23 protein-coding genes are annotated in these 23,195 nt (G+C 73.1%); 16 read left to right on the top strand and 7 right to left on the bottom strand.

Annotation, left to right across the window (positions count from 1 at the left end; translation table 11 throughout):
• Positions 1–474 precede the first annotated feature (474 nt).
• Positions 475–1,266 carry a DUF1838 family protein gene (locus tag QP090_RS36620; protein ID WP_285944347.1) on the top strand — a complete coding sequence of 264 codons (792 nt, stop codon included), beginning with the start codon at positions 475–477 and terminating at the stop codon, positions 1,264–1,266.
• 65 nt (positions 1,267–1,331) lie between these two features.
• Here the strand turns inward: QP090_RS36620 and add are convergent, their stop codons facing one another.
• Positions 1,332–2,309 (bottom strand): adenosine deaminase, encoded by a 978-nt coding sequence (add, locus tag QP090_RS36615; RefSeq protein ID WP_285944346.1) that lies wholly within the window; start codon positions 2,307–2,309, stop codon positions 1,332–1,334.
• A gap of 255 nt (positions 2,310–2,564) precedes the next feature.
• Between add and QP090_RS36610 the strand changes: the two genes are divergently transcribed.
• Together QP090_RS36610 and QP090_RS36605 are read left to right on the top strand one after the other, a co-directional pair.
• Positions 2,565–3,947: a serine hydrolase gene (locus QP090_RS36610; protein WP_285944345.1), complete on the top strand. Its 1,383-nt coding sequence runs from the start codon at positions 2,565–2,567 to the stop codon at positions 3,945–3,947.
• 56 nt (positions 3,948–4,003) lie between these two features.
• Positions 4,004–4,852, top strand: a complete 849-nt coding sequence (locus QP090_RS36605) for an alpha/beta fold hydrolase (RefSeq protein ID WP_285944344.1) — start codon at positions 4,004–4,006, stop codon at positions 4,850–4,852.
• A 40-nt stretch (positions 4,853–4,892) separates the two neighbouring features.
• On the opposite strand, the gene QP090_RS36600 is transcribed toward QP090_RS36605, so the two are convergent.
• Positions 4,893–5,765 carry an HhH-GPD family protein gene (locus tag QP090_RS36600; RefSeq protein ID WP_285944343.1) on the bottom strand — a complete coding sequence of 291 codons (873 nt, stop codon included), beginning with the start codon at positions 5,763–5,765 and terminating at the stop codon, positions 4,893–4,895.
• Positions 5,766–5,832: 67 nt separating this feature from the next.
• Between QP090_RS36600 and QP090_RS36595 the strand changes: the two genes are divergently transcribed.
• Entirely contained in the window at positions 5,833–6,510 is a 678-nt protein-coding gene (locus tag QP090_RS36595) for a hypothetical protein (RefSeq protein ID WP_285944342.1), read from the top strand.
• 97 nt (positions 6,511–6,607) lie between these two features.
• On the opposite strand, the gene disA is transcribed toward QP090_RS36595, so the two are convergent.
• The 4 genes from disA to QP090_RS36575 all read right to left on the bottom strand — a co-directional run bounded on the left by disA (position 6,608) and on the right by QP090_RS36575 (position 11,284).
• Positions 6,608–7,489: a DNA integrity scanning diadenylate cyclase DisA gene (gene disA / locus QP090_RS36590; protein ID WP_285944357.1), complete on the bottom strand. Its 882-nt coding sequence runs from the start codon at positions 7,487–7,489 to the stop codon at positions 6,608–6,610.
• Positions 7,490–7,803: 314 nt separating this feature from the next.
• Positions 7,804–9,375 carry a DNA repair protein RadA gene (gene radA, locus QP090_RS36585; protein WP_285944341.1) on the bottom strand — a complete coding sequence of 524 codons (1,572 nt, stop codon included), beginning with the start codon at positions 9,373–9,375 and terminating at the stop codon, positions 7,804–7,806.
• 52 nt (positions 9,376–9,427) lie between these two features.
• Positions 9,428–10,486: an alpha/beta fold hydrolase gene (locus QP090_RS36580; RefSeq protein WP_285944340.1), complete on the bottom strand. Its 1,059-nt coding sequence runs from the start codon at positions 10,484–10,486 to the stop codon at positions 9,428–9,430.
• 99 nt (positions 10,487–10,585) lie between these two features.
• Positions 10,586–11,284, bottom strand: a complete 699-nt coding sequence (locus QP090_RS36575) for a class I SAM-dependent methyltransferase (RefSeq protein ID WP_285944339.1) — start codon at positions 11,282–11,284, stop codon at positions 10,586–10,588.
• Between the two features lie 157 nt (positions 11,285–11,441).
• Between QP090_RS36575 and QP090_RS36570 the strand changes: the two genes are divergently transcribed.
• The 8 genes from QP090_RS36570 to QP090_RS36535 all read left to right on the top strand — a co-directional run bounded on the left by QP090_RS36570 (position 11,442) and on the right by QP090_RS36535 (position 18,461).
• The gene (locus QP090_RS36570; RefSeq protein WP_285944338.1) at positions 11,442–12,326 is read left to right on the top strand and encodes a sugar phosphate isomerase/epimerase family protein; all 885 of its coding nucleotides are present in this window, start codon (positions 11,442–11,444) and stop codon (positions 12,324–12,326) included.
• The gene (locus QP090_RS36565) at positions 12,323–12,964 is read left to right on the top strand and encodes a TetR/AcrR family transcriptional regulator (RefSeq protein WP_285944337.1); all 642 of its coding nucleotides are present in this window, start codon (positions 12,323–12,325) and stop codon (positions 12,962–12,964) included. Before QP090_RS36570 ends, QP090_RS36565 begins: the two co-directional genes overlap by 4 nt.
• Before the next feature lie 131 nt (positions 12,965–13,095).
• The gene (locus QP090_RS36560; RefSeq protein ID WP_285944336.1) at positions 13,096–13,827 is read left to right on the top strand and encodes an ABC transporter ATP-binding protein; all 732 of its coding nucleotides are present in this window, start codon (positions 13,096–13,098) and stop codon (positions 13,825–13,827) included.
• The gene (locus QP090_RS36555; RefSeq protein ID WP_285944335.1) at positions 13,824–14,558 is read left to right on the top strand and encodes an ABC transporter permease; all 735 of its coding nucleotides are present in this window, start codon (positions 13,824–13,826) and stop codon (positions 14,556–14,558) included. Before QP090_RS36560 ends, QP090_RS36555 begins: the two co-directional genes overlap by 4 nt.
• 123 nt (positions 14,559–14,681) lie before the next feature.
• Positions 14,682–15,872, top strand: coding sequence for an LCP family protein (locus QP090_RS36550; RefSeq protein ID WP_285944334.1), 1,191 nt, complete (start codon positions 14,682–14,684; stop codon positions 15,870–15,872).
• Positions 15,873–15,941: 69 nt separating this feature from the next.
• On the top strand, positions 15,942–16,862 hold the full coding sequence (locus QP090_RS36545; protein WP_285944333.1) for a proline dehydrogenase family protein: 921 nt from the start codon (positions 15,942–15,944) through the stop codon (positions 16,860–16,862).
• Between the two features lie 300 nt (positions 16,863–17,162).
• Positions 17,163–17,957, top strand: coding sequence for a pyrroline-5-carboxylate reductase (gene proC, locus QP090_RS36540; protein ID WP_285944332.1), 795 nt, complete (start codon positions 17,163–17,165; stop codon positions 17,955–17,957).
• A 99-nt stretch (positions 17,958–18,056) separates the two neighbouring features.
• Positions 18,057–18,461 (top strand): hypothetical protein, encoded by a 405-nt coding sequence (locus QP090_RS36535; RefSeq protein ID WP_285944331.1) that lies wholly within the window; start codon positions 18,057–18,059, stop codon positions 18,459–18,461.
• A 110-nt stretch (positions 18,462–18,571) separates the two neighbouring features.
• On the opposite strand, the gene QP090_RS36530 is transcribed toward QP090_RS36535, so the two are convergent.
• Positions 18,572–19,687 carry an alpha/beta hydrolase gene (locus QP090_RS36530; protein ID WP_285944330.1) on the bottom strand — a complete coding sequence of 372 codons (1,116 nt, stop codon included), beginning with the start codon at positions 19,685–19,687 and terminating at the stop codon, positions 18,572–18,574.
• A gap of 155 nt (positions 19,688–19,842) precedes the next feature.
• On the opposite strand from QP090_RS36530, the gene QP090_RS36525 reads away from it, so the two are divergent.
• The 4 genes from QP090_RS36525 to QP090_RS36510 all read left to right on the top strand — a co-directional run bounded on the left by QP090_RS36525 (position 19,843) and on the right by QP090_RS36510 (position 23,166).
• Complete coding sequence (locus QP090_RS36525) at positions 19,843–21,060, top strand: acetoin utilization protein AcuC (RefSeq protein ID WP_432763116.1); 1,218 nt, start codon at positions 19,843–19,845, stop codon at positions 21,058–21,060.
• Positions 21,057–21,923 (top strand): phosphatase, encoded by an 867-nt coding sequence (locus QP090_RS36520; RefSeq protein ID WP_432763115.1) that lies wholly within the window; start codon positions 21,057–21,059, stop codon positions 21,921–21,923. The genes QP090_RS36525 and QP090_RS36520 overlap by 4 nt, the downstream gene beginning before the upstream one ends.
• A gap of 348 nt (positions 21,924–22,271) precedes the next feature.
• Complete coding sequence (locus QP090_RS36515; RefSeq protein ID WP_030163775.1) at positions 22,272–22,475, top strand: helix-turn-helix domain-containing protein; 204 nt, start codon at positions 22,272–22,274, stop codon at positions 22,473–22,475.
• 592 nt (positions 22,476–23,067) lie between these two features.
• Positions 23,068–23,166: a 30S ribosomal protein bS22 gene (locus tag QP090_RS36510; RefSeq protein WP_018654693.1), complete on the top strand. Its 99-nt coding sequence runs from the start codon at positions 23,068–23,070 to the stop codon at positions 23,164–23,166.
• Positions 23,167–23,195: the final 29 nt, after the last annotated feature.

Genomic DNA, 23,195 nt, shown 5'->3' with positions numbered 1-23,195 from the left:
TTGTACAACGAGGTCCGGTCCGGGCAGATCGTGATCGTGGGTGTCGAGGGTGAGGGCGAGAACGCCAAGTTCACCTTCAAGGGTGTTCCCAAGCCCGACAGCGTCCCCGACAGCCCGCCGCCCATCGAGGGCGCGGTCAACTTCAACAAGGACTGAGCCACCGGCACCACCGGCCGGCGTCCACCCGCGGACGCGCGCGCCGAACGGCTCGACGGAGGACCCGCATCACATTCTGATGCGGGTCCTCCGCATGTCCCGGCCCCCGCATGTCCCGGCCCCGCATGCCCCCCGGATGTCCTGGCCCTGGGTGTCCTGGTCTCCTCCGCTGTCCCGATCCTTCTTATGCCGGTCATCGTGCCGATCGTGAGCTCCGGGTAGCGGACCGAACGGACGGTGCGGTAAGCGTCGAGAGTGCTGAGGGCATGTCGTCGTGAACCACGTCCGGCCGGGAACCGGCCGCTGAGAGGAGCCGGCATGAATCAGGAAAGAGGGCCCGAGCAGGCCCTGGACGACCTCGTCAGGGTCCGCGCGCGCCGCGGCGGGGGCGAGGCGGTCGTCTGGTGGACCGGAGACGTCTACGCGTGGCTCCCCGGGGACGGCCCGCACCACCTGTTCGGTTTCGACGGCGTCAACGTCGCCAGGGCGGTCGCCGTCGACGGCGGGATCGAACTGCTCAGCCGGGAGGCGGCGAGGTACCTCGACCCGGTCTCGCGGGAGGTCGCGGACGGGTGGGGCAACCGCTACACCGGCGAGCACGTGGAGGTCGAGCACGTCTGGAACGACCCGGTCGACTTCCGCTGGCTCGCCGACGGGCCGCGCGGCCCGTTCCGGCTGCCCCGGACGCGGATCGGCGGCGACGTCGTCTTCAACACCGATGTCCTGCTGGCCTACCCGTCGCCCCTGCCGGTCGCCGACCACCCGGCGAACTCCGGGGACGACGTCTACCGGGCCATGGAGCTCTTCCAGTACTTCACCCGCGCCGCCGACCTGGACGATCCCGCGCTCGGCAGCGTTCCGTGCACGCTGTCGTGGGTCCGGGTGGCGCCCTGGCTCCCCTGGATGCGGATGGCGGACCGGCCCGGCGCCCTCGTCTACCACTGCCGGGGGGCGAAGGTCGCCGGCTGGTCCGAGGTTCCCGCCGGGCTCCGGCGGTTCGTCGAGGAGCGGAGGCCGGAGTTCCGGCACGCGCCGACGGAATGGTCCCCGTTCAGCGAGACGAGCTGGACCGCGTTCAAGAAGCGTCACCCGGTCGATTCCGAAGGCTGACGCGGCGCCGCCGGGCGTCTGGCCGGGCCCTGCCTGCCGGGCCCTGCCTGCGCTCGCCGACGTGGCTAAGCCTCGCCGGCGAGCCAGGCGTCGATCTCGTGGTGCAGGCGGGCCTTGGTCTCGGGCGGGGCGAACGAGGCGTCCACCCCCGCCGCGGCCAGTTCGGCGAGCACCGCGTCGCCGTACCCGAACGTCTCGCGGACGCGGGCGTACTCCAGGGTCAGCGGCGTGCCGATCAGCGCCGGGATGTCGGTGTTGAGCGTCACGACCAGGCCCGCCTCGCGCAGCCTGGGCAGCGGGTGCCCGGCGAGCGAGGGGGCGAACCCGAGCGCGACGTTGGACGACGGGCACACCTCCAGAGGGATCCGCCGGTCCCGTACCTCGGCGACGAGGACGGGGTCGTCCAGGACCCGGATGCCGTGCCCGAGCCGTTCGGTCCGGCCGCCGTCCAGGGCCTGCCGGATGCTGCCGGGCCCCGCGCCCTCGCCCGCGTGGTGCACCACGTGCAGCCCGGCGTCGCGGGCCGCCGCGAACACCTCGGTGAACGGCTCGCCGGGATGGGCCTCGTCGCCGGCCAGCCCGACCGCGACCACGCCGTCGTGGCGGCGGGCCAGGTCGAGCGTCCGCCAGGCCCGCTCCACCGGCCGGCGCCGGGAGTGGTCGAGGATCAGGCGGACGTCGATCCCGAAGTCGGTCCGGCCCTGGTCGAGCCCTTCCCGGACGGCGGTCAGCGGCATGTCCAGGTCGTCCAGGCGCTCGCCGTGCGCGGCGGCGGTGAACGACACCTCGGCGTAGCGGGTGCCCTGCGCGGCCTCGTCCTCGCAGTATTCGCGCGCCATTCGGCGGAAGTCGTCCGGGTGGCGCAGGCAGTCGCGCACCAGGCTGTTCTGTGCGAAGAACGCCGCGAATCCGCCGAATGTCGCGTCCTGCTCGGGGACCGTGACCCCGTTTGCCGTGCTGATCTCCCGGAGCGTCTCCCAGCGCAGCGTGCTCTCAAGGTGGACGTGCAGGTGGACCTTGGGGAGTTCGGCTAGATCACGCACCGCTGTACGGTACGGCTCCGCCGTGCCGCGGGGCCACGGATTTTCGCGCACAGTGCGCGGCCCGCAGTGGTTTGTTCCATTTCAAAACGTTTCGAACAGCCCTTTCGTCGAGTTCAGCGTCTGCTCCTTCTACAGGGCCTTTATGATCACGAACTCAAGCGAAAGGGGAATCAGTTGAGGCGCATGTGGATTGTCGCTCCCGTCGGCATGGTAACGGCGACGGCGTTACTGGGGTGCAGTACGGGGGCGGGGCCGGTGAACTCCGCCCGGGTCGCCAACACCCGGGCGGGCACGGTCGGAGGCCAGGGCGAGGTGACCAAGGTCGCCGAACGGCTGCGGCTGACGATGGACCGGCTGCGGTTCCAGGACGTCCTGGACATGGCACCGCCCGAGTCGGCCCAGGCCCGGTCGCTCGCGAACCCCGTGGACAAGGAGGCCCGCAAGCCGCGCGACCTCGCCCGGCTGTTCTCCGCCGCCGCCGATCCGAAGCCGATCGTCCAGCAGCCGCAGATCGACGCGACCGTGATCGAGCTGGACCGCAAGGGCCGGCCGGTCTCGTCCGGCACCGTACTGATGAGCCCGAAGTACCAGCACGGGATCGTGGTCCCGGTCGACCGGAACCTGTCCACCGAGGACGTGCGCTGGCGCCAGTGGGACGACGCCGGCTGGTACGCCAACAAGGGCCAGGGCACCGTGGACGTGGTTCCGGGCCGCGAGAACGCCCCGGTCGACCACATGCTCGCCTACCCGGCCTCGGTGCTGAAGCTGATGGTCAACTTCGGCGTGCTGCGGCTGGTGGACCAGGGCGTCATCAAGCTGGACCAGGTGTACGACTACAAGCCGACCGAGATCAGCTCGCTGTGCGGCGAGGCCAGCAGCAAGACCGTCCGGCAGTACATGGACGCCTCGCTCACGTACTCCTCGAACGCCGCGTCCTGCGCCCTGGTCAAGCTGCTACACGACCACAAGGCCGTCGACCCGCTCAACCAGACCTTCCAGGACCTCGGGCTGCGGACGCTCCAGCTCAAGGACACCAACCCGGTCAACGGAGGGCACTGGGGCAACGCCGTCACGATGAGCTCGCTCGACACCGCCAAGCTGCTGACGCTCATCAACGGCGTCCCCGGCCGGGCCTGGACCGCGCCGAACGGGAAGCCGGTCACGAGCGCTGTGCTCAGCGCCGCGTCCCGCAGGGTGTTCCAGGGCCTGCTGAAGCAGCAGGGGTTCAACGACATGCTGTCGTCCACGAACTGGTGCGGCGGGAACTACCCCGCGCCTGGCCTTCCCAACGCGGCGCCGTCCCGCTGGGTGGGCGCCGACGGCACCGTGACCGTCGACGGGAACAAGTTCGGGCGGGACGTACGGCCGTGCAACAAGAAGGCCGAGGTCTCCTTCGCCCACAAGACCGGCTGGGTGAACAACACCGCCAGTGAGGCGGGCATCGTCAAGGCCCTGCCGGGCAAGGGCGGGCGCAGCTACATCGTGGCCGTCTTCTCGAACCTCGGCACCCAGTACACCGACGCCCGCCGGCCGGCATCGCAGCCCGGCGCCTACCCCTTCTCCTACACCGAGAAGTTCGCCCAGCTCGGCCGCATCGTCGACACCTACGAGAAGCGGCGCGTCGCGTCGCAGCCATAATCCGCTATCTGTGGATTCGGCCCTGAGACGGGCCGCCGGTGGATAGGTTCGCGGGCATGCACAAGGTGATCACTGGTGACGGCCGGACGCTGGCCGCGGAGGAGTGGGGCGTCCCGGACGGGACACCGGTCCTCTCATTGCACGGCACTCCGATGGGGCGGCTGGCGCGGTACCCGGACGGGGAGCTGTTCGACCGGCTCGGAATCCGGTTGATCACCTACGACCGGCCGGGGTTCGGCGCGTCGGAGGCCGCGCCCGGCCGGGTGGTGGCGGACGCGGCCGGCGACGCCGTGGCGATCGCCGACGCGCTCGGGATCGGCCGGTTCGCGGTGTTCGGGGTCTCGGGCGGCGGACCGCACGCGCTCGCGGTCGCCGCCGCCCATCCCGACCGGGTCACCCGCGTCGCCACGCTGGCCGGCATGGCGCCGCGCGACGCCGCGGGCCTGGACTGGACGGCCGGGATGATGGAAGGCAACCAGGTCAGCGCGATCGCGGCGCTGCTGGGTCGGGCCGCCGTGCACACGCACCTGTCGGCGGTCGGCTCCGCGGCTCCGCCCGCGCTGCCGGAGGCCGAGCAGGCGGTGCTGGCGCGGCCCGCGATCCGGGACATGCTCGGCGCCGCGTTCGCCGAGGCGATGCGGCCCGGGCTGGACGGATGGGTCGACGACGTCGTCGCCCTATGGGGCTCGCCGTGGGGGTTCGACGCCGCCTCGGTCGGCGTGCCCGTGCGGATCTGGCACGGTGCGCAGGACTCGGTCGTGCCGGTCGCGCACGGCGAATGGCTCGCCGGGCGGATTCCGGGCGCGACACTGGTCCGCCAGGAGGACGCCGGTCACGCGGGCCACTTCGACGCGACCCCGGCCACGCTGGAGTGGCTGCTCGCCGCGGACAGGGCCGCCGCCTGACGGAGCGCCGCCGCCCGGCGCGCCGCCGCGCCCTCCCCGGTCAGCCGGGGAGGGCGTAGCGGCCGTCGTCCAGCGGGTCGACCAGGCCGTCGGAGACCAGGCCGTCGAGGGCGCGTTCGCGCTGGACGGAGTCGGACCAGACCACGTCCAGCGCGGGCTTGCCCACCGGGCCCTCGGCGTCGCGGAGGACGGCCAGAATGCGGCCCCGGCACTGCCGGTCGGTGCCCGCGTAGGTCTGGCCCTTGCGCGGCGGCCCGTCGTAGGCGGGACGGCCCGCCTTCTGCCACGCGCACGCGCCGAGCACCGGGCAGTCGACGCACCGGGGCGAGCGCGCCGTGCAGACGAGGGCGCCGAGCTCCATCACCGCGACGCCCCAGCGGGCGGCGGTCGGCGGGTCGAGCGGGAGCAGCGATTCGGCGAGCCGCACCTCGGCCTTGGTCTGCGACTTCGGCGGGTACTCCTGCGCCGAGACCAGCCGCGCCAGGACGCGGCGGACGTTGGTGTCGAGCACGGCGTGCCGCTGCCCGAACGCGAAGCTCGCGACGGCCGCGGCCGTGTAGGCGCCGATGCCGGGCAGCGCGAGCAGGTCACCGTGGGACGTGGGGACCTCGCCGCCGTGCCGTTCGACGATCGCGCGGGCGCTCTGGTGCAGGCGCAGGGCGCGGCGCGGGTAGCCGAGCCGCCCCCAGGCCCGGACCGCCTCGCCGGACGGCTCGGCGGCGAGCGCGCCGGGTGTGGGCCAGCGCGCCGTCCAGGCGGACCAGGCCGGCAGGACGCGGTTCACCGGTGTCTGCTGGAGCATGATCTCGCTGACCAGGACGCTCCAGGGGGTCGCGTCCGGCGCGCGCCAGGGCAGGTCCCGGGCATTGGCGGCATACCAGTCGAGAATCTGGTCGGTGTGGGTGGAATTCATGACGACTCGCCATTCTGGCACGGCGGTTCTCCACCGCTCACCAGATAAACAAACGCATACTGACCGTATGGGTTCGGACACTGGACGTGATACCGACGCTTCTGGACTGGACGAGTACTGGCGGCGGCGCGCCGTCGCGCTGATCGGGGTGGTCGGCGTCGTGGGCCTGCTGACCTGGGCCTGCGCGGGCGGCGGCGACGATGGGAAGCCGCCGCACAACGCCGCCGAGGTGGCCGGCGCGAGCCCGGGCGTGCCGCCCGCGCCCACGGCGATGCCGACGGTGACGGTCACCGCGACGACCAAGGCCACCGCCACCGCCACCTCCACCGCCGCAACCGCGCCCGCCGCGAAGGACGGTGACGCCTGCGCGCCCGGCGACGTTGTGATCGCGATGGCGGTGACCCGCGCCACCTACGCGGGCGGCGATCGGCCGACGTTCCGGGTGACGGCCGTCAACACCGGCAAGCGGACATGCACGTTCGACGTCGGGTCGCGGGCGCTGGACGTGCGGATCACGTCCGGGCCCGACCAGGTCTGGTCGTCGGCGCAGTGCGGCCGGGGCGACGGCTCGTCGGTCAAGACGCTGCGCCGCGGCGTCCCGTACGTCGACACGGTCGGCTGGGACCGCAAGCGCGGCTCGGACGGCTGCAAGGGCGACCGGAGGACCGCCCGGCCCGGCACCTACGTCGCGACGGTCAAGGCCGCCGGAGCCAAGGTCGACGACCAGGTCTTCCACCTGCGCTGACCGCCGCCCGGCCCGCGAGGGGCGGTTCGCGGCACCGGGAGACCCGGGCCGCCCGGTTCGGGCGGCCCGGTTCGGGCGGCCCGGTTCGGGCGGCCCGTCAGACGTAGCGTTCGAGGATGGACGACTCGGCCAGCCGGGACAGCCCCTCGCGGACGCTGCGGGCGCGCGATTCGCCCACGCCGCCGACGGCCTGGAGGTCGTCGATGCCCGCGGCCAGGAGCTTCTGGAGACCGCCGAAGTGCTCGACGAGGCGCTCGATCACCAGGCTCGGCAGCCGCGGCACCTTGGCGAGCAGGCGGTAGCCCTTGGGGCTGACCGGCAGGTCGAGCGAGTCGGGACCGGTGAACCCCATCACCTCGGCGACGGTCGACAGGTCGAGCAGGTCGTTGGCCGACAGCACGTCGAGCGCGGTCAGCACGGCGTCGACCCCGCGGTCGCGGGCGCCCGCGGACGGGTAGTCGCGGACGATCAGCTCCCGGTCGACGTCGACGCCGGAGACCAGCTCGTCGAGCTGGAGCGAGAGCAGCCGGCCGTCGGTGCCGAGCTCGACGACGTACCCCTCGATCTCGTCGGCGATCCGGCGCACCATCTCCAGCCGCTGCACCACGGCGGCGACGTCGCGGACCGTGACCAGGTCCTCGATCTCCAGCGCGGACAGCGTGCCCGACACCTCGTCGAGCCGCAGCTTGTAGCGCTCGAGGGTGGCCAGGGCCTGGTTGGCCTTGGACAGGATGGCCGCCGAGTCCTCCAGGACGTAGCGGATGCCGTCGAGGTAGAGCGCGATGATGTGCATCGACTGGCTGACCGAGATCACCGGATAGCGGGTCTGTCTGGCGACCCGCTCGGCGGTGCGGTGCCTGGTGCCCGACTCCTCGGTGGGCAGGGTGGAGTCGGGTACGAGATGCACCGCGGCGCGCACGATGCGCCCGTGGGTGCTGTCGAGGACGATGGCCCCGTCCATCTTGGCGAGCTCGCGCAGCCGGGTGGCGGAGAACTCGACGTCGAGTTCGAAGCCCCCCGGTGCACAGCTCCTGGACGAGCCGGTCGTAGCCGAGCACGATCAGACCGCCGGTGTGCCCCCGCAGGATGCGTTCCAGACCGTCGCGGATCTGGGTGCCCGGGGCCACCGCGGCGAGCGTGGCGCGGCGTCGTTCGTCATGAGCCTTGTCGTGTGCTGGCACCTGGCCCCCGGAGGTCGCTGGACGGCGTCAGTTTACCGAGGAGGGGCCCGGACCGGTTCCTCCCCTGGTCGCAGCATGTGCCGCGTGGCGTAATACTCTGGCGTGACGCGTGTTACGGCGCTGTAAAGGATACTTGCAGCGCTTGTTGCAGGCTGTCGACCTCCATCACCTTCATCCCCTCGTAACTCGAGAGCTGGGGATCGGCCCGCTTGAGCGGGGAGCCGTCGGCGAGTTCCAGCGAACCGCGCGGGACGACCGCGTGCTTGAAGCCGAGCCGGGCGGCCTCGGCCAGCCGCCGCTGGACCCCCGGGACGACCCGCACCTCGCCCGCCAGCCCGACCTCGCCGAGCGCGATCAGGCTGCTCGACAGGGACTGCTCGACGGTGGACCCGGCGACCGCGAGCGCGAGCGCGAGGTCGACCGAGGTCTCCGACAGCCGGACGCCGCCGACGGTCGAGACGTACACGTCCTGCTCGTGCATGGAGATCTTGCAGCGCTGGGCGAGGACGGCCAGCACCATCGACACGCGGGAGGTGTCGAGCCCGGAGGTCGCCCGGCGCGGCGCGGGCAGGTGCGACTTGGCGACCAGCGCCTGCACCTCGGCGACCAGCGGCCGGCGGCCCTCCAGTGTGACGGTCACGCAGGTGCCGGGGACGGGCTCGTCGCGGCGGGTCAGGAACAGCCCGCTCGGGTCGGGCAGCCCGACGATGCCGACCTCGGACAGGTCGAAGCAGCCGAGCTCGTCGGTGGGGCCGTAGCGGTTCTTGACGGCGCGGATCATGCGGAGCCGGCTGTGCCGGTCGCCCTCGAAGTAGAGCACCACGTCGACCAGGTGCTCGAGCAGGCGCGGGCCGGCGATCGCGCCCTCCTTGGTCACGTGCCCGACCAGGACCACGGTGATGCCGCGCTCCTTGGCGACCCGGATGAGGTTGGCGGCGACCTCGCGGATCTGCGTGACGCCGCCGGGGGCGCCGTCGACCTCGGAAGTGCCGATCGTCTGGATGGAGTCGACCACCACCAGGGTGGGCCGGACGGTCTCGATGTGCCCGAGCACGGCCGACAGCTCGGTCTCGGCGGCCAGGTAGAGGTCGTCGGTGATCGCGCCGACCCGGTCGGCGCGCAGCCGAACCTGCTCGGCCGACTCCTCACCGGTGATGTAGAGCACGGGAGTGGGGGTCCGGTCTTCCTGTTCGGACGCCGGCTGCCGGGGGAGGGACTCCCCGCCGCCCCTCTGCTGCGGAACCCCCGTCGCGGCGCCGTCCGCCGGGCCGGTGCCGGTGCCGGTGCCGGTGCCGTTGGCGGAGGCGAACCGCTGCGCGTCGGCGGCGGAGTCGGACGCGGTGGAGGCGAGCGCGGCGACCTCGAGGAGCAGCGTCGACTTGCCGATCCCGGGCTCGCCCGCGAGCAGCACGACGGCACCGGGCACGATGCCGCCGCCGAGCACCCGGTCGAGCTCGTCGAGGCCGGTGGGCCGGGACTGCGAGGACCGGACGTCGACCTGGCCGATCGGCAGGGCCGGAGCGCTCACCGCGCCCGCCGTGACCACCCGCGCCGGGGTGGCCGAGCCCGCCTCGGTGACCGTGCCCCACGCCTGGCACTCGCCACAGCGCCCCACCCACTTGGAGGTCTGCCAGCCGCAGTCGGAGCAGCGGTAGGTGGCCTTCGCCGTCTTCGCCTTCGCCATGCGCGAAGCGTAGAGGGTGCCGCCGACAATCCCCGTGGTCCGCGCCGGGTTCTCAGTCGGTCACGGTCTTGCGGGCCCGTTCGATCAGGTCGCCGAGGTGATCGGAGACGACGCTCGGCCGCTCCAGCATCGCCATGTGGCCGGCCCCCGGGACGACCTCCAGGCGCGCCGACGGCACGCGGGTGGCGATCCGCAGGCTGTGCTCGACCGGGGTGAGCGCGTCGTGCTCCGCGCCGATGACCAGGGTGTCGGCCCGGCCCAGGGCGGCGCAGTCGCTGATCTCCCGGTGCGTGATCATCGAGCGGAAGAAGTCGGTGAGCGCGTCCATCCGGGTCTCGGTCATCATCTGCTCGGCGAACGCGACCGCGGCGGGGGAGGCGTCCGGGCCGAACGCGATCAGGTCCTCGATCAGCATCGAGCCGTCCCGGCCGAGGTGCCGGACCTTCTCGATCAGCGGGGACCCGGCGCCGGCCGCGCGCAGCGCGCGGGGGAGCACCCGGTGGGTGCCGCGCGCCAGCAGCGCGGGCAGGCCGAGATCGACCTCGCCGAGCCCGCCCGAGGAGGTGCACAGCAGGCCGGCCGCGACGATCTTGCGGCCGATCAGGTCGGGGTGCCGGTCGGCGTACCGCATGACCGTCATGCCGCCCATGGAGTGCCCGACCAGCACCACCGGGGTGTCCTCGGGGACGGTCCGCTCGATCACCGCGGCCAGGTCGCCGGCGAGCCCGGGGAGGGCGTAGCCGTCGCGGGCGCCGCCGTCGGAGCGGCCGTGCCCGCGCTGGTCCCAGAAGACCAGCCGGCCGAGGCCGCGCAGCGCCTTGCGCTGGAAGTGCCAGGAGTCCTGGGTGAGCGTCCAGCCGTGCGAGAAGACCACGGCCAGGTCGGTGCGGTCGGCGCCGTCGATCTCGGCGTACAGGCGGGTGCCGTCGCCCGCGCGCACCGGCACGGGACGCCCGCGCAGCGAGCCGAACGGCTCGCCCGCGTAGGGGTCGGGCCGGAGCTGGAGCCGGCGCACGGCGCGGCGCTGCGCGGCGAGCCCGGCTCCGGCGGCGCCCGCGCCGAGCGCGGTCGCGGCAAGGATGGTGCGGCTCGTCCTGGCGGCACGGCCCATGGTCGGTCCTCCCCCTCCGGCGTCTGCGCGGCCATTGTTGTACAGCGGGTCAGTAGCGGCCAGGGTGGATTCCCGAATGTGACCAACCCGTCAGTAACTTCAAGGGCAACGCCACCACAGATTCACCGCGTAGTCCACCTCCAGCCCGGGATGCTCGCGCAGGCACGCGGCGGCCAGCTCGGCGGGGAACTCGATCCGCAGCACCGCGGCCAGGTCGTCCCGGCTCTGGAACGACCAGCGGATCATCAGCGGCTCGCGGGAGAATCCGCGCCGCGACCAGAACCGCTCGACGGCCCCCGGGTCGTAGGACGGCAGGCTCCGCCGGAACCAGCCGCCGAAGGTGGACCGGGTCGCGTCGTTGTCGATGACGAAGATGGCGCCGCCGCGCCGCACCACGCGGTCGAGCTCGGCCAGCCCCGGCTCGCAGCCGGGCCCGAAGAAGTAGGCCCAGCGGACGTGCACCACGTCGACCGACGCGTCCGGCAGCGGCAGCGCCTGTGCCGCGCCGACGCGCACCGCGACGTTCGGCAGCCCGCGGACGCGCCGCCGGGCCGCCGCCGCGAGCCCGGCGTGCGGTTCCACCCCGACCACCCGCGCCGCGTCCCGCGCGAAGGCGGGCAGGTGGTAGCCGGTGCCGCAGCCGAGGTCGAGCACCGTCGCGCCGTCCCACGGGCGGATGGCGCGCATCGCCGACTCCAGCGTCCCGTCCGGGTCGGCGGCGCGGTTCTCGATCTCGTACAGCTGCGGGGCGTTCCAGATGTTGGGGCTGGGGACGGCGCCCGATGCGATCTCCACCATGACCAGCAGAGCGTATCCATCGGCGCCGTCAAGAAATCAGGATCACGCCGAGCCGGAGGGCGCTCGGCCGCCGCGGGCGCATAGGCTTTCCCACGAGTACAGCCGAAAATGCCCGACCCCACGAACATCGCCCTGACGACCATCTGGCGAGGGAGCCTTGACCCCGCAGCACAACGGTGCCGTTACCCCGGTCATCCGCGTCCCGGACGCGCCGATCACGCTCTCCACCGCGTCGGTCTATCCGGAGAAGGTGCCGAGCGCCTTCGAGACGGCCGCGCTGCTGGGATACGACGGCATCGAGGTGATGGTCTCCACCGACGCCTCCTCGCAGGACCTCAACGTGCTGCGCCGGCTCTCCGAGTACCACCAGGTCCCGATCAAGTCGATCCACGCGCCCTGCCTGCTGCTGACCCAGCGGGTCTGGGGCCGCGAGCCCTGGGGCAAGCTGGTGCGGTCCAAGGAGGTCGCCGAGGAGCTCGGCGCCGAGGTCGTGGTGGTGCACCCGCCGTTCCGCTGGCAGCGCGAGTACGCGCGGGAGTTCGTCGAGGGGCTGGCCCGCATGCAGGACGAGACCGACGTCCTCTTCGCGGTCGAGAACATGTTCCCGCTGAAGGCGCGCGGCGCCGAGGCCGGCATGTACCTGCCCGACTGGAACCCCGTCGACCAGGACTATCCGTACGTGACCCTCGACCTGTCGCACACCGCGGTCTCGGGGTCCGACGCGATCGAGATGGCCGGGCTGCTCGGCGACCGGCTGCGGCACCTGCACCTCGCCGACGGCCTCGGCACCACCAACAAGGACGAGCACCTGGTGCCGGGACGGGGCGGCCAGCCGTGCGGACCGATCCTGGAGACGCTCGCCGACGGCGCGTTCCGCGGCCACGTCGTCCTGGAGGTCAACACCCGCCGCGCCGCCTCCCGGGCCGAGCGGACCGAGGACCTGGCCGAGGCCCTCGCCTTCGCCCGCCTGCACCTGGCCGCCGCCGACCGCACCTGGGAGGTCACCCCGGGCGGTGAGGTCTCCCCTCGGAGCACGCGGTGAGCGAGGCGGCGCGTCCGCCGGCCGGGCCCGCTGCCGCGAGGCCGGGACGGGGCCCCGGGCGCCGTCCCGGGCCGACCGAGACCCGCGAGGCGATCCTGGCCGCGGCGCGCGGGCTGTTCGCGGAGAAGGGCTACGACGGCGCCTCGCTGCGCGCCATCGCGCGGGCCGCCGGGGTCGATCCCGCGCTGGTGCACCACTTCTTCGGCAACAAGGAGGGCGTGTTCGTCCAGGCCATGCGGTTCCCGGTCGATCCGTCCCGGCTGCTGCCGAGGATCATGGCGGCGCCCGCGGAACGGCGCGGCGAGGCGCTGGCGCGCACGTTCCTGGAGGTCTGGGGCGACGAGGATCGCCGCGCGCCGATCCTGGCCATGCTCCGCTCGGCGATGACCAACGAGCGGGCCGCCGCGATGATGCGCGAGTTCGTGGTGACCGAGCTGTTCGCGCGCGCGGGCGAGGCGCAGGGCATCCCGGCGCTCCGGGTGAACGCCGCCGCGGGGCAGCTCATCGGCGCGATGATCCTGCGGTACGTGCTGCGGGTGGAGCCGATCGCCTCCGCCTCCGAGGACGAGCTCGTCGCGCTCCTCGGCCCGACGCTCCAGCGCCACCTCACCGAAGGACCGCCTGACGGCGACGGCTGAACCGCCGTCCCGTCCCCTCCTCTCCCTCCCATGCGTCCCCTGGGCCCTCGCCCTGGGGATTTTGGTGTTTCCGGACGTCCGCTCCGCCCGCTCTCCTTGACCGGGCCGGTTCGGCGATCTAAATTCAACACATGATGAGTTCAGTTCCAGCGGTCAGCGTCCGCGACCTCCGGGTGGAGCGCGGCGGCCGGGACGTCCTGTACGGGATCGGCTTCGAGGCGGCCCGCGGCTCGCTGCTCGGACTGCTCGGCCCGAGCGGCTGCGGCAAGACCACCCTGATGCGGGCCCTGGTCGGGGTGCAGATCGTCAAGAGCGGCACGGTGACCGTGCTCGGCGAGCCGGCCGGCTCGCCCGCGCTGCGCCGCCGCGTCGGGTACGCCACCCAGGCGCCCGCCGTCTACGGCGACCTCAGCGTGGGCGAGAACCTGCGGTACTTCGCCGCCGTCCTCGGCGCGCCCCGCTCGGACCCCGCCCGGGTGGTCGACGAGGTCGGGCTCGGCCGGCACCGCGACCAGGTCGCGGCGACCCTGTCCGGCGGACAGCTCACCCGGGTCAACCTCGCCGTCGCCCTGCTCGGCGGCCCCGAACTGCTCGTCCTGGACGAGCCGACCGTCGGCCTGGACCCGGTGCTGCGCCAGGAGCTGTGGGAGCTGTTCCGCGAGCTTGCGGGCCGCGGCACCACCCTCATCGTGTCCAGCCACGTCATGGACGAGGCGGGCCGCACCGACCGGCTGCTGCTGATGCGCGAGGGCCGCGTCCTGGCGGACGGCGCGCCCGAGTCCCTGCGGTCCCGCACCGGGGCCGCCGACCTGGAGGGGGCCTTCCTCCGGCTGATCACCGAGCGCGGCGGGAGCACGGCATGAGCCTCACGATCACCCTCGCCACGACGCGCCGCATCCTGGTGCAGCTCCGCCACGACCGCCGCACCCTGGGACTGCTGGTCGGCGTGCCCAGCCTGCTGATGATCCTGCTGCGGTACGTCTTCGACCGGCCCGAGACCTTCGACCGGGTCGGGCCGATGCTGCTCGGCGTGTTCCCGTTCGTGATCATGTTCATCGTGGCCAGCGTCGGCACCTTGCGCGAGCGCACCGGCGGCACGCTGGAACGGCTGATGACCACGCCGCTCGGCAAGCTGGACCTGCTGTTCGGCTACGCGCTGGCCTTCGGCCTGATCGCCCTGGTCCAGGTCGGCGTGGTGCTGCTGATCTCGCTGACCTGGCTCGGCCTGGACCTGGCCGGGCCGGTGTGGGCGCTGGTCCTGGTGGCGGTGCTGGACGCGCTGCTCGGCATGGCGCTCGGCCTGTTCGCCAGCGCGTTCGCGCGCACCGAGTTCCAGGCGGTCCAGTTCATGCCCGCGTTCGTGCTGCCCCAGGCGCTGCTGTGCGGGCTGATCATGCCGCGCGACCAGATGGCGTCCTGGCTGGAGGCGATCTCCCGGGTGCTGCCGCTGACCTACGCGGTGGACGCGATGCAGGAGGTGAGCCGCGAGACCGGCTTCACCGGTTCCCTGGCCGTCGACCTGGCGGTCATCGCCGGGTGCGCGCTGCTGGCCCTGATGCTCGGAGCGGCCACGCTGCGCCGCCGTACCCCCTGAACCGGCCCGTCCGGCGGGCCGCGCCCCCTCGACCGGACCCGTCCGGCGGTCCTCGTGCCCCGATCCGGACACCCAGGCGAAAGCGGCGATTCCCGATGGGGTCCTGCTGGTAGCTTCGGCGCCATGAGCCCCGTGAACCCGTCCGGCCCTCCGGCGCCGCAGCAACCCGCAGGCGCGCAGCCGCAAGCGGCGGACCCGGTCATGCCGGGCCGGCCCGGTCCGGACGACGCGAACGCCTTCTGGGGCGAGGGCGGGTCCGGCGGCGAGGGCGGCGAGGCCGGGTCCGGCGGCGACGGGCACCGGCGCCGGAAGCGCCGCTGGCCGCGGGTCCTCATCGCCGTGGGCGTCTTCGTCGCACTGATCGTCGCCGGTACCGGCGCCCTCCTGTGGCAGCGGCAGTCGTCCTACAACGGCAACATCGACCGGGTGCACGGCGTCATGCCCGGCGGGCAGCGCCCCGGGCCCAACGTGACCGGCACCGAGAACTGGCTGCTCGTCGGCTCCGACACCCGCGCCGACGCCGGCACCACCGGCGACGGCAACGACGTGTGGAAGCCCGGCGGGCAGCGGTCCGACACCATCATGCTGCTGCACCTCCCGGCCGACCGCAGCAAGGCGTACGTGATCTCGTTCCCGCGCGACTCGTGGGTGAACATCCCCGGCTACGGCGCCCAGAAGATCAACGCGGCGTTCTCCTTCGGGGGCCCGAAGCTGCTCATCGAGACCGTGGAGCACCTCACCGGTGCCCGCGTCGACCACTTCGGCGCGATCGACTTCGCCGGGTTCAAGACGATGACCGACGCGCTCGGCGGCGTCGAGATCGACATCAAGCAGAGCGTCTACGACCCCGCCCGCAAGGTGAACTGGACGGCGGGCCGGCAGACGCTGGACGGCGAGAAGGCCCTACTGTTCGTCCGGCAGCGCTACAACCTGCCGAACGGCGACTTCGACCGGATCAGGCGGCAGCAGGCGTTCCTCGGTGCGCTGGCGAAGAAGGCCGCGAACGGCGGCACGGTCAGCAACCCGCTCAAGCTCGACCGGTTCCTGTCGGCGTTCACCAAGTCGATCAGCGTGGACGACGGCGTCTCGGCCGGCAAGCTGCGCTCGCTGGCGGTCAGCCTGCGCGGCATCCGGGCCGGCGACGTGCAGTTCCTGACCGCGCCCAACAAGGGCAGCGCGCAGCGCGGCAAGCAGAGCGTGGTGCTGCTCGACAAGGCCAAGTCGTCCGCCCTGTTCGAGGCCGTGAAGACCGCCGAGATGGCCGACTACGTCAAGCGGTACGGCGGGGTCAACAGCGTCGGCACCGTCTCCTGAGCGCCGTCCGGGCGGGGCGTAGCCTGGGGACACAGGGACGACGCCGCCCCTGTGGACAAGGGGTGTGAAGTGCTTCGTCAGGCCCTGCTCGCGGCCTCACGCAGCGTTGGCGCGCGCAGGCTCGTGAACACCACGCCCTTCGGCCGCGACGTCGTCCGGCGGTTCATCGCGGGCGAGACGATCGACGACGCGCGGCGCGTCACCGAGGAGCTGACCGCGGAGGGCCTGCTGGTGAGCCTGGACGTCCTCGGCGAGGACGTCCAGGACGCCCGCCAGGCCGCCAGGACCACCGCGCAGTACGTCGAGCTGCTCGAAGGGCTGGGCGCGGCCGGGCTCGGCACCCGCGCCGAGGTCTCGCTGAAGCTCACGGCGGTCGGCCAGCCGGTCGACGACGCCCTCGCGCTGGAGAACGCCCGGCTGGTCTGCTCTGCCGCCCGCTCCGCGAGCACCACCGTCACCGTCGACCTTGAAGGCTTCTCCACGGTCAGGTCCACGCTCCTCACGGTGCAGGAGCTGCGCCGCGACTTCCCCGAGACCGGCGCGGTCGTCCAGTCGTACCTGCGCAGGGCCGAGGAGGTGTGCGCCGAGCTGGCGTTCGAGGGTTCCCGCGTCCGGCTGTGCAAGGGCGCCTACGCGGCGCCCGAGTCGGTGGCCTTCACCGACAGGGCCGAGGTCGACAAGTCGTTCGTGCGGTGCATGAAGGTCCTGATGGCGGGCAAGGGCTACCCGATGCTGGCCACGCACGACCCCCGGCTGATCGACATCGCCGGGGCGCTCGCGGTGCTGAACGGGCGCGACGCCGACACCTTCGAGTACCAGATGCTCTACGGCATCCGCCCGCAGGAGCAGCTGCGGCTGGCCGGGCAGGGCTCCCAGGTCCGCGTCTACGTCGCGTACGGAGCCGAGTGGTACGCCTACTTCATGCGCCGGCTGGCCGAGCGCCCGTCCAACCTCGGCTTCCTCCTGCGCTCGGTCGCCACCCGCGCGTAGTTGTTTTTCGCCCGGCCCGGTGCCCTCGCCTGGCGGCTCGGGCGCCGACCTGGCTTGGGCGAGCGCGACATCGCTTCGCGATCTGGCCCGTGAGGCTCGCCTCCGGCATCGCCCCACCGGCCAGGTAGCGCGCTCGCGCGAGGGTTGAGGCACTGTGAAGAGGTCCTGGCTGCGCTTGCCCGGCCCGGCTTCCTCGCCTGGCGGCTCGGGCGCCGACCGAGCTCGGAACGGAGCGCGCTGTCCTGGGCGTGGCGGGCGATAGGGTGATGCGGTCGTTGAAACCCCACGTCAGGTATGCAAATGATCGCGATTCTGGGTGCCGGGAAGATGGGCGAGGCACTGCTGTCCGGGGTGCTCCGGGCCGGTCGCCGCCCGTCCGAGCTGATGGCGACCGCCCGCCGCGAGGAGCGCGGCGCGCTGCTGCGCGAGCGGTACGGCATCGAGATCGTCACCAACGTCGAGGCCGCCGAGGCCGCCGAGACGCTGATCCTGGCGGTCAAGCCGCAGGACATGGGCGCCCTGCTGGACGAGGCCGGCCCGCGCATCCCGGCCGGCCGCCTGGTGATCTCGATGGCGGCCGGGATCACCACCGGATTCGTCGAGGAGCGGCTCCCGGCCGGCGTCCCGGTCGTCCGGGTCATGTCCAACACCCCGGTGCACGTGGACGAGGCGATGAGCGTCATCTCGGCCGGATCGCACGCCGCCGAGGAGCACCTCAAGCTCGCCGAGGAGCTGCTGTCCCCGGTCGGCAAGGTGCTGCGCATCCCCGAGTCGCTCCAGGACGGCGCCACCGCGCTGTCCGGAAGCGGCCCCGCGTACTTCTACTACCTGGTCGAGGCGATGGTCGACGCCGGCATCCTGCTCGGCATGCCGCGCGCCGCGGCGCTGGAGATGGTGATCCAGTCGGCCGTGGGCGCCGCGGTGATGCTCCGCGACTCCGGCGAGCACCCGGTGCTGCTGCGCGAGGCCGTCACCTCCCCGGGCGGGACGACGATCGCCGCCATCCGCGAGCTGGAGCGGCACGGGGTCCGCGCCGCCGTGCTGGAGGCCATCGAGGCCGCCCGCAACCGGGGCCGCGAGCTGGCCGGCGGCTGACGTCCGCCGCCGCGGGGACCCGCCGCCGGATCGGCGGCCCGGAGATTGAGCCGATCGGGGGCCCGCGGCCGTGTAAGAGGTATGGGTATTCTGCTCCGCGTGCTCGTGGCCGCGGGTCTCGTCGTCGACGCCGTCGTGCACTGGCGGTTCGCTCCCGACATGGCCTACGTGGAGGGCGGCGCGATCGGCGGTGATCTGCTGTTCCGCGTCCAGGGGGTGGTCGCGGCCGTGGTCGCGGTCCTGGTCCTGGTCGCGGCCCGCCGCTGGTCGTACGCGCTCGCGTTCCTGGTGGCGGCGAGCGCGGCCGGCGCCTTGCTGCTCTACTACTTCGTCGACGTGGGGGCGCTCTGGCCGCTCCCGGACATGCACGAGCCGGTCTGGTACTCCGACAAGACCATCAGCCTGGCCGGAGAGGGTGTGGCGGCGCTGGCGGCGCTGGCCGGTCTCCTCACCGTGCGGGGGAAGCGGTCGTCCCGCGAGCCGGAGAACGCCGCCCGCCTTTGAGGTCCTTCCGCGTCACCCGGATCTCGGTTGGCGAGGCACCTCCGCACGGCCGTGGTCCTGCCTACCCGCGGCCGTGCGGAGGTCACCTCAAGTTCGGACCGGCCCCACCCTCACGCGACGGCTCCCGTGCCGGCCGCGGCGGCGCCGGGCGCGGCGCCCGCGCGGGCTCCGGCGACGGCCGAGCCGATGAACCGGGCGGCCTCCCTCATCGCCGCGCTCGCCTCCGGGAGGACCCGGTTGAGGATCTGGAAGACGTGCATCTGGCCGTTCCAGACCTGGAGCTCGCAGTCGGCGCCGGACCGGATCAGGGCCTCGGCCAGCGCCTCCGCCTCGGGCCGCAGCACCTCGGCGCCGCCGACCTGGATCAGGATGGGCGGCGGATCCGTCCAGGGGGAGGTGAGCAGGGCCAGCCGCGGGTCGTCGAATCCGGCCGGCCCCACCACGAGACGGGCGATCCGGCGCGCCGCGTAGGCGCTGATGTACGGATCGCGGGCCTCCCGCTGGGCGCGCGTGGACAGCTCGCAGGTCAGGTCGACCCACGGGGAGAACAGGACCGCGCCGGCCGGGCGGGGCAGGCCGGTGCGGCAGACCTCGGCGGTCAGCGCGGCGGCCAGGTGCCCGCCCGCCGAGTCGCCCGCGATCACGATGCCGGCCGCGGGCACGCCGCGGTCCAGCAGCCAGCGGTACGCGGCGAGGGCGTCCTCCAGCGGCGCCGGGAAGGGGTGCTCGGGGGCCAGCCGGTAGTCGGGCGCCAGGACCGGCAGGCCGGTGTCGAGCGCCAGCCTGGACGTGATGGGCCGGTGCGTGCGGGGCGAGCACACCACGTACCCGCCGCCGTGCAGGTACAGGACGGCGCCGGGCGGTGGCCGCCCGTCGTCGGCGTCGCGGCCGACCACCCATTCGCCGACGACGCCGGGCCGTCCGGCCGGGCCCGCCTCGACCTGCGGGTCGTTCAGCGGGCGGACGGTCACCCGGGACGTGTGCCGCATCAGCAGCGCCGCGGCGTCGACCGTCGTGCGGGCGGTGCGGAGGCCGGCCGCGTGGCCCGGCACACGGTGGAGGAACGGCCGTACGCCGTACCAGAGGGCGCCGGAGATGGCACGGCTGCGGACGCTGGGGCCGCGTTCGTGGGACGGGAGCGGTGCGGCGGCGGCCCGGGGCACCGCGCGGGGGGCGGTGAGCGGTGTCACCTCCGCGGGCGCCCCGGAGAGGGGTCGAGAGTCCATCTGCACCCCGTGTGTCGTGTTTCCGTGGTGTTAAGGAGATGCCCGCAATCGGGCGATCGTTCACGTCACAACTTGGTTGCCGTCCGGCCGAACGGCCTTCGGTGTGACTCAGGCCACGCGGCCCCGCCATGCGGCGGGGCGATAGCGTGAGGGCCATGAGCAGCGCCGAGCCGCCCCCGTCCGCAGCGGACTGCGGGCTCCAGATCCTTTGGGACGACAGGCTCATCTCCTACGATTTCGGTCCCGGGCATCCGATGAACCCGGTCCGGGTCGAGCTGACCATGGCCCTGGCCCGCGAGCTCGGCGTCCCGGAGCTGCCCGGCGTGCGCGTCGAGACGTTCGAGGCCGCGGGCGACGACCTCCTCGAGCTGGTGCACGAGCCGGCCTACATCGCGGGGGTCAAACGCGCGGGCGCCACCGGCCTCCCCGAGCTGCGGTTCGGGCTCGGCAGTCCCGACAACCCGGTCTTCCCCGGCATGCACGACGCGTCCGCGCTGGTCGCGGGCGCCTCGGTCGCCGCCGCCGAGGCGGTCTGGACGGGCGCGGCCGGGCACGCCGCCAACATCTCCGGCGGGCTGCACCACGCGCTCAGCGGCGCCGCCAGCGGCTTCTGCGTCTACAACGACCCGGCGATCGCGATCGCGTGGCTGCTGGAGCAGGGCGCCGAACGGGTCGCCTACGTCGACGTCGACGTCCACCACGGCGACGGCGTCCAGGCGGCGTTCTACGACGACCCGCGGGTCCTGACGATCAGCCTGCACGAGACGCCGCGGACGCTGTTCCCCGGCACGGGCTTCCCCAGCGAGTCCGGCGGACGGGGCGCCGAGGGCACGGCGGTGAACGTGGCGCTCCCGCCCGGCACCGGCGACGCGGCCTGGCTGCGCGCGTTCGACGCCGTCGTCCCGCCGCTGCTGCGCGCGTTCCGGCCGCAGGTGCTGGTCACCCAGCACGGCGCCGACGGGCACGCGCTCGACCCGCTGGCCCACCTGATCCTCAGCGTCGACGGGCAGCGCACCGCGTACGCGATGCTGCACCGCCTGGCGCACGAGACGGCGGGCGGGCGGTGGGTGGTCACCGGGGGCGGCGGCTACGAGCTGGTGCAGGTCGTGCCGAGGGCGTGGACGCATCTGCTGGCCGAGGCCGCGGGCCGCCCGATCGACCCCGAGACGGCCACCCCCGAGGGGTGGCGCGAATTCGTGCGGAACCGGACCGGGGAGATCGCGCCGCGCCGGATGACCGATGGAACGAGTGTGGTGGAGGTGCGCACGTGGGGGAGCGGCTACGACCCGGCGAACCCGGTCGACCAGGCGGTGCTGGCGACCCGGCGGGTGGTGTTCCCCGAACACGGCCTGGATCCGATGACGGACCTGTGACCGGCGGGCCGGCGGTGCCGGCGCCGACCCGCGCGGAGCTGCGCGCCCACCTGGTCCGCACGATGATCGCCGGTGGTGTGGCCACCCCGCGGCAGAACAACCTGCTGCACTTCCGGCGGATGGCGAACGGGCTGCCCTACTACCAGTTCGGCCTCGAACTCGACCCGGCGTGGACCGAGCGCACGGTGCTGGCGATGATGGTCGAGCGCTGCGGCGTCGACCCCGACCCGATGCACCTGTACGGCGACGACACCATCGACCCCGACCTGACCATCGACGCGCTGGAGGCGATGGGCGACCGCGTCGGGCTCGCCGCGCGCCGCCGCGAGAACGTGGTGCTGGCCACCGGGCACCCGGCCAACCTCACCCCGCTCTACCAGGCGCTGGCCCGCGCGCTGGCCGGACGCGGCTGCCGGGTGCTGACGCCGTCCGGCGGCTGGACGTACCAGGCGATCGCCTACGGGCCCACCGAGCTGCGCCGGCTCGTCTACGCCCCGGGCGGCGTGGCGATGCTGGAGGACGACGGCGGGCGTACGCAGCACACCCACGACCCGGACGCGATGCAGGAGATGCTCGCCGCGCTGGCGCCCCGCACCCGGGCGTTCGATACCGGTGCCCGAGTGGAGTCCGCCAGTGAATCGAGCGATTGGCCGGATCTGGCCATCGCCGACCACGGCTGGGCGGGCGCCGCCGGTCAGGCCGGGATCGACACCGTGGGCTTCGCTGACTGTAACGATCCGGCCCTGTTCGCGGGCGCCGCCGAGGGCAAGATCGATGTGGTCGTGCCCCTTGACGACGGCATATACCCGCAGCACTACGCCCCGTTGACGGCGTTCCTGCTCGCCCGCGCCGGCCTGGGCTGATCTCCGTCCATCCGTTCCGGCGGCGGAGCCGGACACGGAGCGTCACCATGTGTGACGCGGCGGCCACTTCGGGGCGCATGCGCCCGCGCGGAGCCTTCGGCGACGTCTGAGTCGCAGGTCGTCGCGTGGTTTCGGCTCACAAGCGTTCGCCGCGCTACGCCCGGTGCCGTCATGTCCACGCTCTGTGCCGAAGTCCAGGTGTGGCCGCGGGGTCAGGACGGGACACGGAAATGGATGGGACTCCCCTCTTGCGACTGCCGATACACGATTTACGCTGGAGGAAGTACACGTGCGTGATCAAAGTCACCCAAAGGGCCGGTGCGCGGCACGTGTGGAAGAGGGCGTCCGATGAGCTCAGGCGAGCGACCTCTGAGTGAGGTCAGGTTCCTGACTGTGGCCGAAGTGGCGGCGGTGATGCGGGTGTCCAAGATGACCGTCTACCGTCTCGTCCACTCAGGCGAGCTGCCCGCGATCCGCGTGGGCCGTTCGTTCCGAGTCCCCGAGCAGGCCGTTCACGACTACCTGCGCGAAGCGTTCATCGAAGCCGGATAGCGTCCGCCCCCGCGTTCGCGGGGACGTTCCGGGGAGGGTGGCGGGGCAGAGTCTGTGCGCCTCGCCGCCGATCTCGAACCCGGCCGTGCAGGGGGCTCCGACGTGGATCTGGCGATCCGCGGCGGAAGCTGGGGAACAGTCCTCGCGCCAGCGGGGACGCGTCGAGGGAAGAAGACCGGCCGGCGACCGGCAGGCCGCCGGAACCGGTGTCCGGGCGCCCGGGGCATCGCCGATGCCCGCGGCGCACCGGGCGCCGGAGACGGTACCGGACAGGCACCGTGCGGAGCCGCCGGATGGCGGTGCCCGCCGGTGACCCTTCATGCCGGCGGAGGCGCCGGCCGTCGCGAACGGGTTCTCGCCGCGGTCCGCACGGCGTCGCCGAACGGCCCGTCGAGGCCCGTGAGAGGGCTGCGCGAGGGGCGTTCGGAGGACGCGCAGGGCGACCGTCACGGCGCCGCGGGTGACCGGCGGCATGACCGCCGCCAGTACAGCGGTACTCTTGGGCGGCGGACTGTGTACGCCCGTCGAGCCACGCTCGCATGCGTTACGCCCGTCTCCTGCACAACACCCGATTTTTGCCAAGCGAGGTCTCGTGGGCTCTGTCATCAAGAAGCGCCGCAAGCGGATGGCGAAGAAGAAGCACCGCAAGCTGCTCAAGAAGACGCGCATCCAGCGTCGCAACAAGAAGTAAGACGCCGGCCACTCAGCCGTAAGGGGTGG

Origin of the sequence: Actinomadura xylanilytica (genome assembly GCF_030283145.1) — a bacterium.
Classification (GTDB): domain Bacteria; phylum Actinomycetota; class Actinomycetes; order Streptosporangiales; family Streptosporangiaceae; genus Spirillospora; species Spirillospora xylanilytica.
This window is presented reverse-complemented; position numbering and strand designations above follow the sequence as displayed.

What these genes read in the sequence shown, in the direction of transcription:
- QP090_RS36620 (WP_285944347.1), top strand. Translation starts at nt 475, where the DNA reads ATGAATCAGGAAAGAGGGCCCGAGCAGGCCCTGGACGACCTCGTCAGG.
- QP090_RS36605 (WP_285944344.1), top strand. Translation starts at nt 4,004, where the DNA reads ATGCACAAGGTGATCACTGGTGACGGCCGGACGCTGGCCGCGGAGGAG.
- QP090_RS36600 (WP_285944343.1), bottom strand. Translation starts at nt 5,765, where the DNA reads ATGAATTCCACCCACACCGACCAGATTCTCGACTGGTATGCCGCCAAT.
- QP090_RS36595 (WP_285944342.1), top strand. Translation starts at nt 5,833, where the DNA reads ATGGGTTCGGACACTGGACGTGATACCGACGCTTCTGGACTGGACGAG.
- radA (WP_285944341.1), bottom strand. Translation starts at nt 9,375, where the DNA reads ATGGCGAAGGCGAAGACGGCGAAGGCCACCTACCGCTGCTCCGACTGC.
- QP090_RS36580 (WP_285944340.1), bottom strand. Translation starts at nt 10,486, where the DNA reads ATGGGCCGTGCCGCCAGGACGAGCCGCACCATCCTTGCCGCGACCGCG.
- QP090_RS36575 (WP_285944339.1), bottom strand. Translation starts at nt 11,284, where the DNA reads ATGGTGGAGATCGCATCGGGCGCCGTCCCCAGCCCCAACATCTGGAAC.
- QP090_RS36560 (WP_285944336.1), top strand. Translation starts at nt 13,096, where the DNA reads ATGATGAGTTCAGTTCCAGCGGTCAGCGTCCGCGACCTCCGGGTGGAG.
- QP090_RS36555 (WP_285944335.1), top strand. Translation starts at nt 13,824, where the DNA reads ATGAGCCTCACGATCACCCTCGCCACGACGCGCCGCATCCTGGTGCAG.
- QP090_RS36550 (WP_285944334.1), top strand. Translation starts at nt 14,682, where the DNA reads ATGAGCCCCGTGAACCCGTCCGGCCCTCCGGCGCCGCAGCAACCCGCA.
- proC (WP_285944332.1), top strand. Translation starts at nt 17,163, where the DNA reads ATGATCGCGATTCTGGGTGCCGGGAAGATGGGCGAGGCACTGCTGTCC.
- QP090_RS36530 (WP_285944330.1), bottom strand. Translation starts at nt 19,687, where the DNA reads ATGGACTCTCGACCCCTCTCCGGGGCGCCCGCGGAGGTGACACCGCTC.
- QP090_RS36525 (WP_432763116.1), top strand. Translation starts at nt 19,843, where the DNA reads ATGAGCAGCGCCGAGCCGCCCCCGTCCGCAGCGGACTGCGGGCTCCAG.
- QP090_RS36515 (WP_030163775.1), top strand. Translation starts at nt 22,272, where the DNA reads ATGAGCTCAGGCGAGCGACCTCTGAGTGAGGTCAGGTTCCTGACTGTG.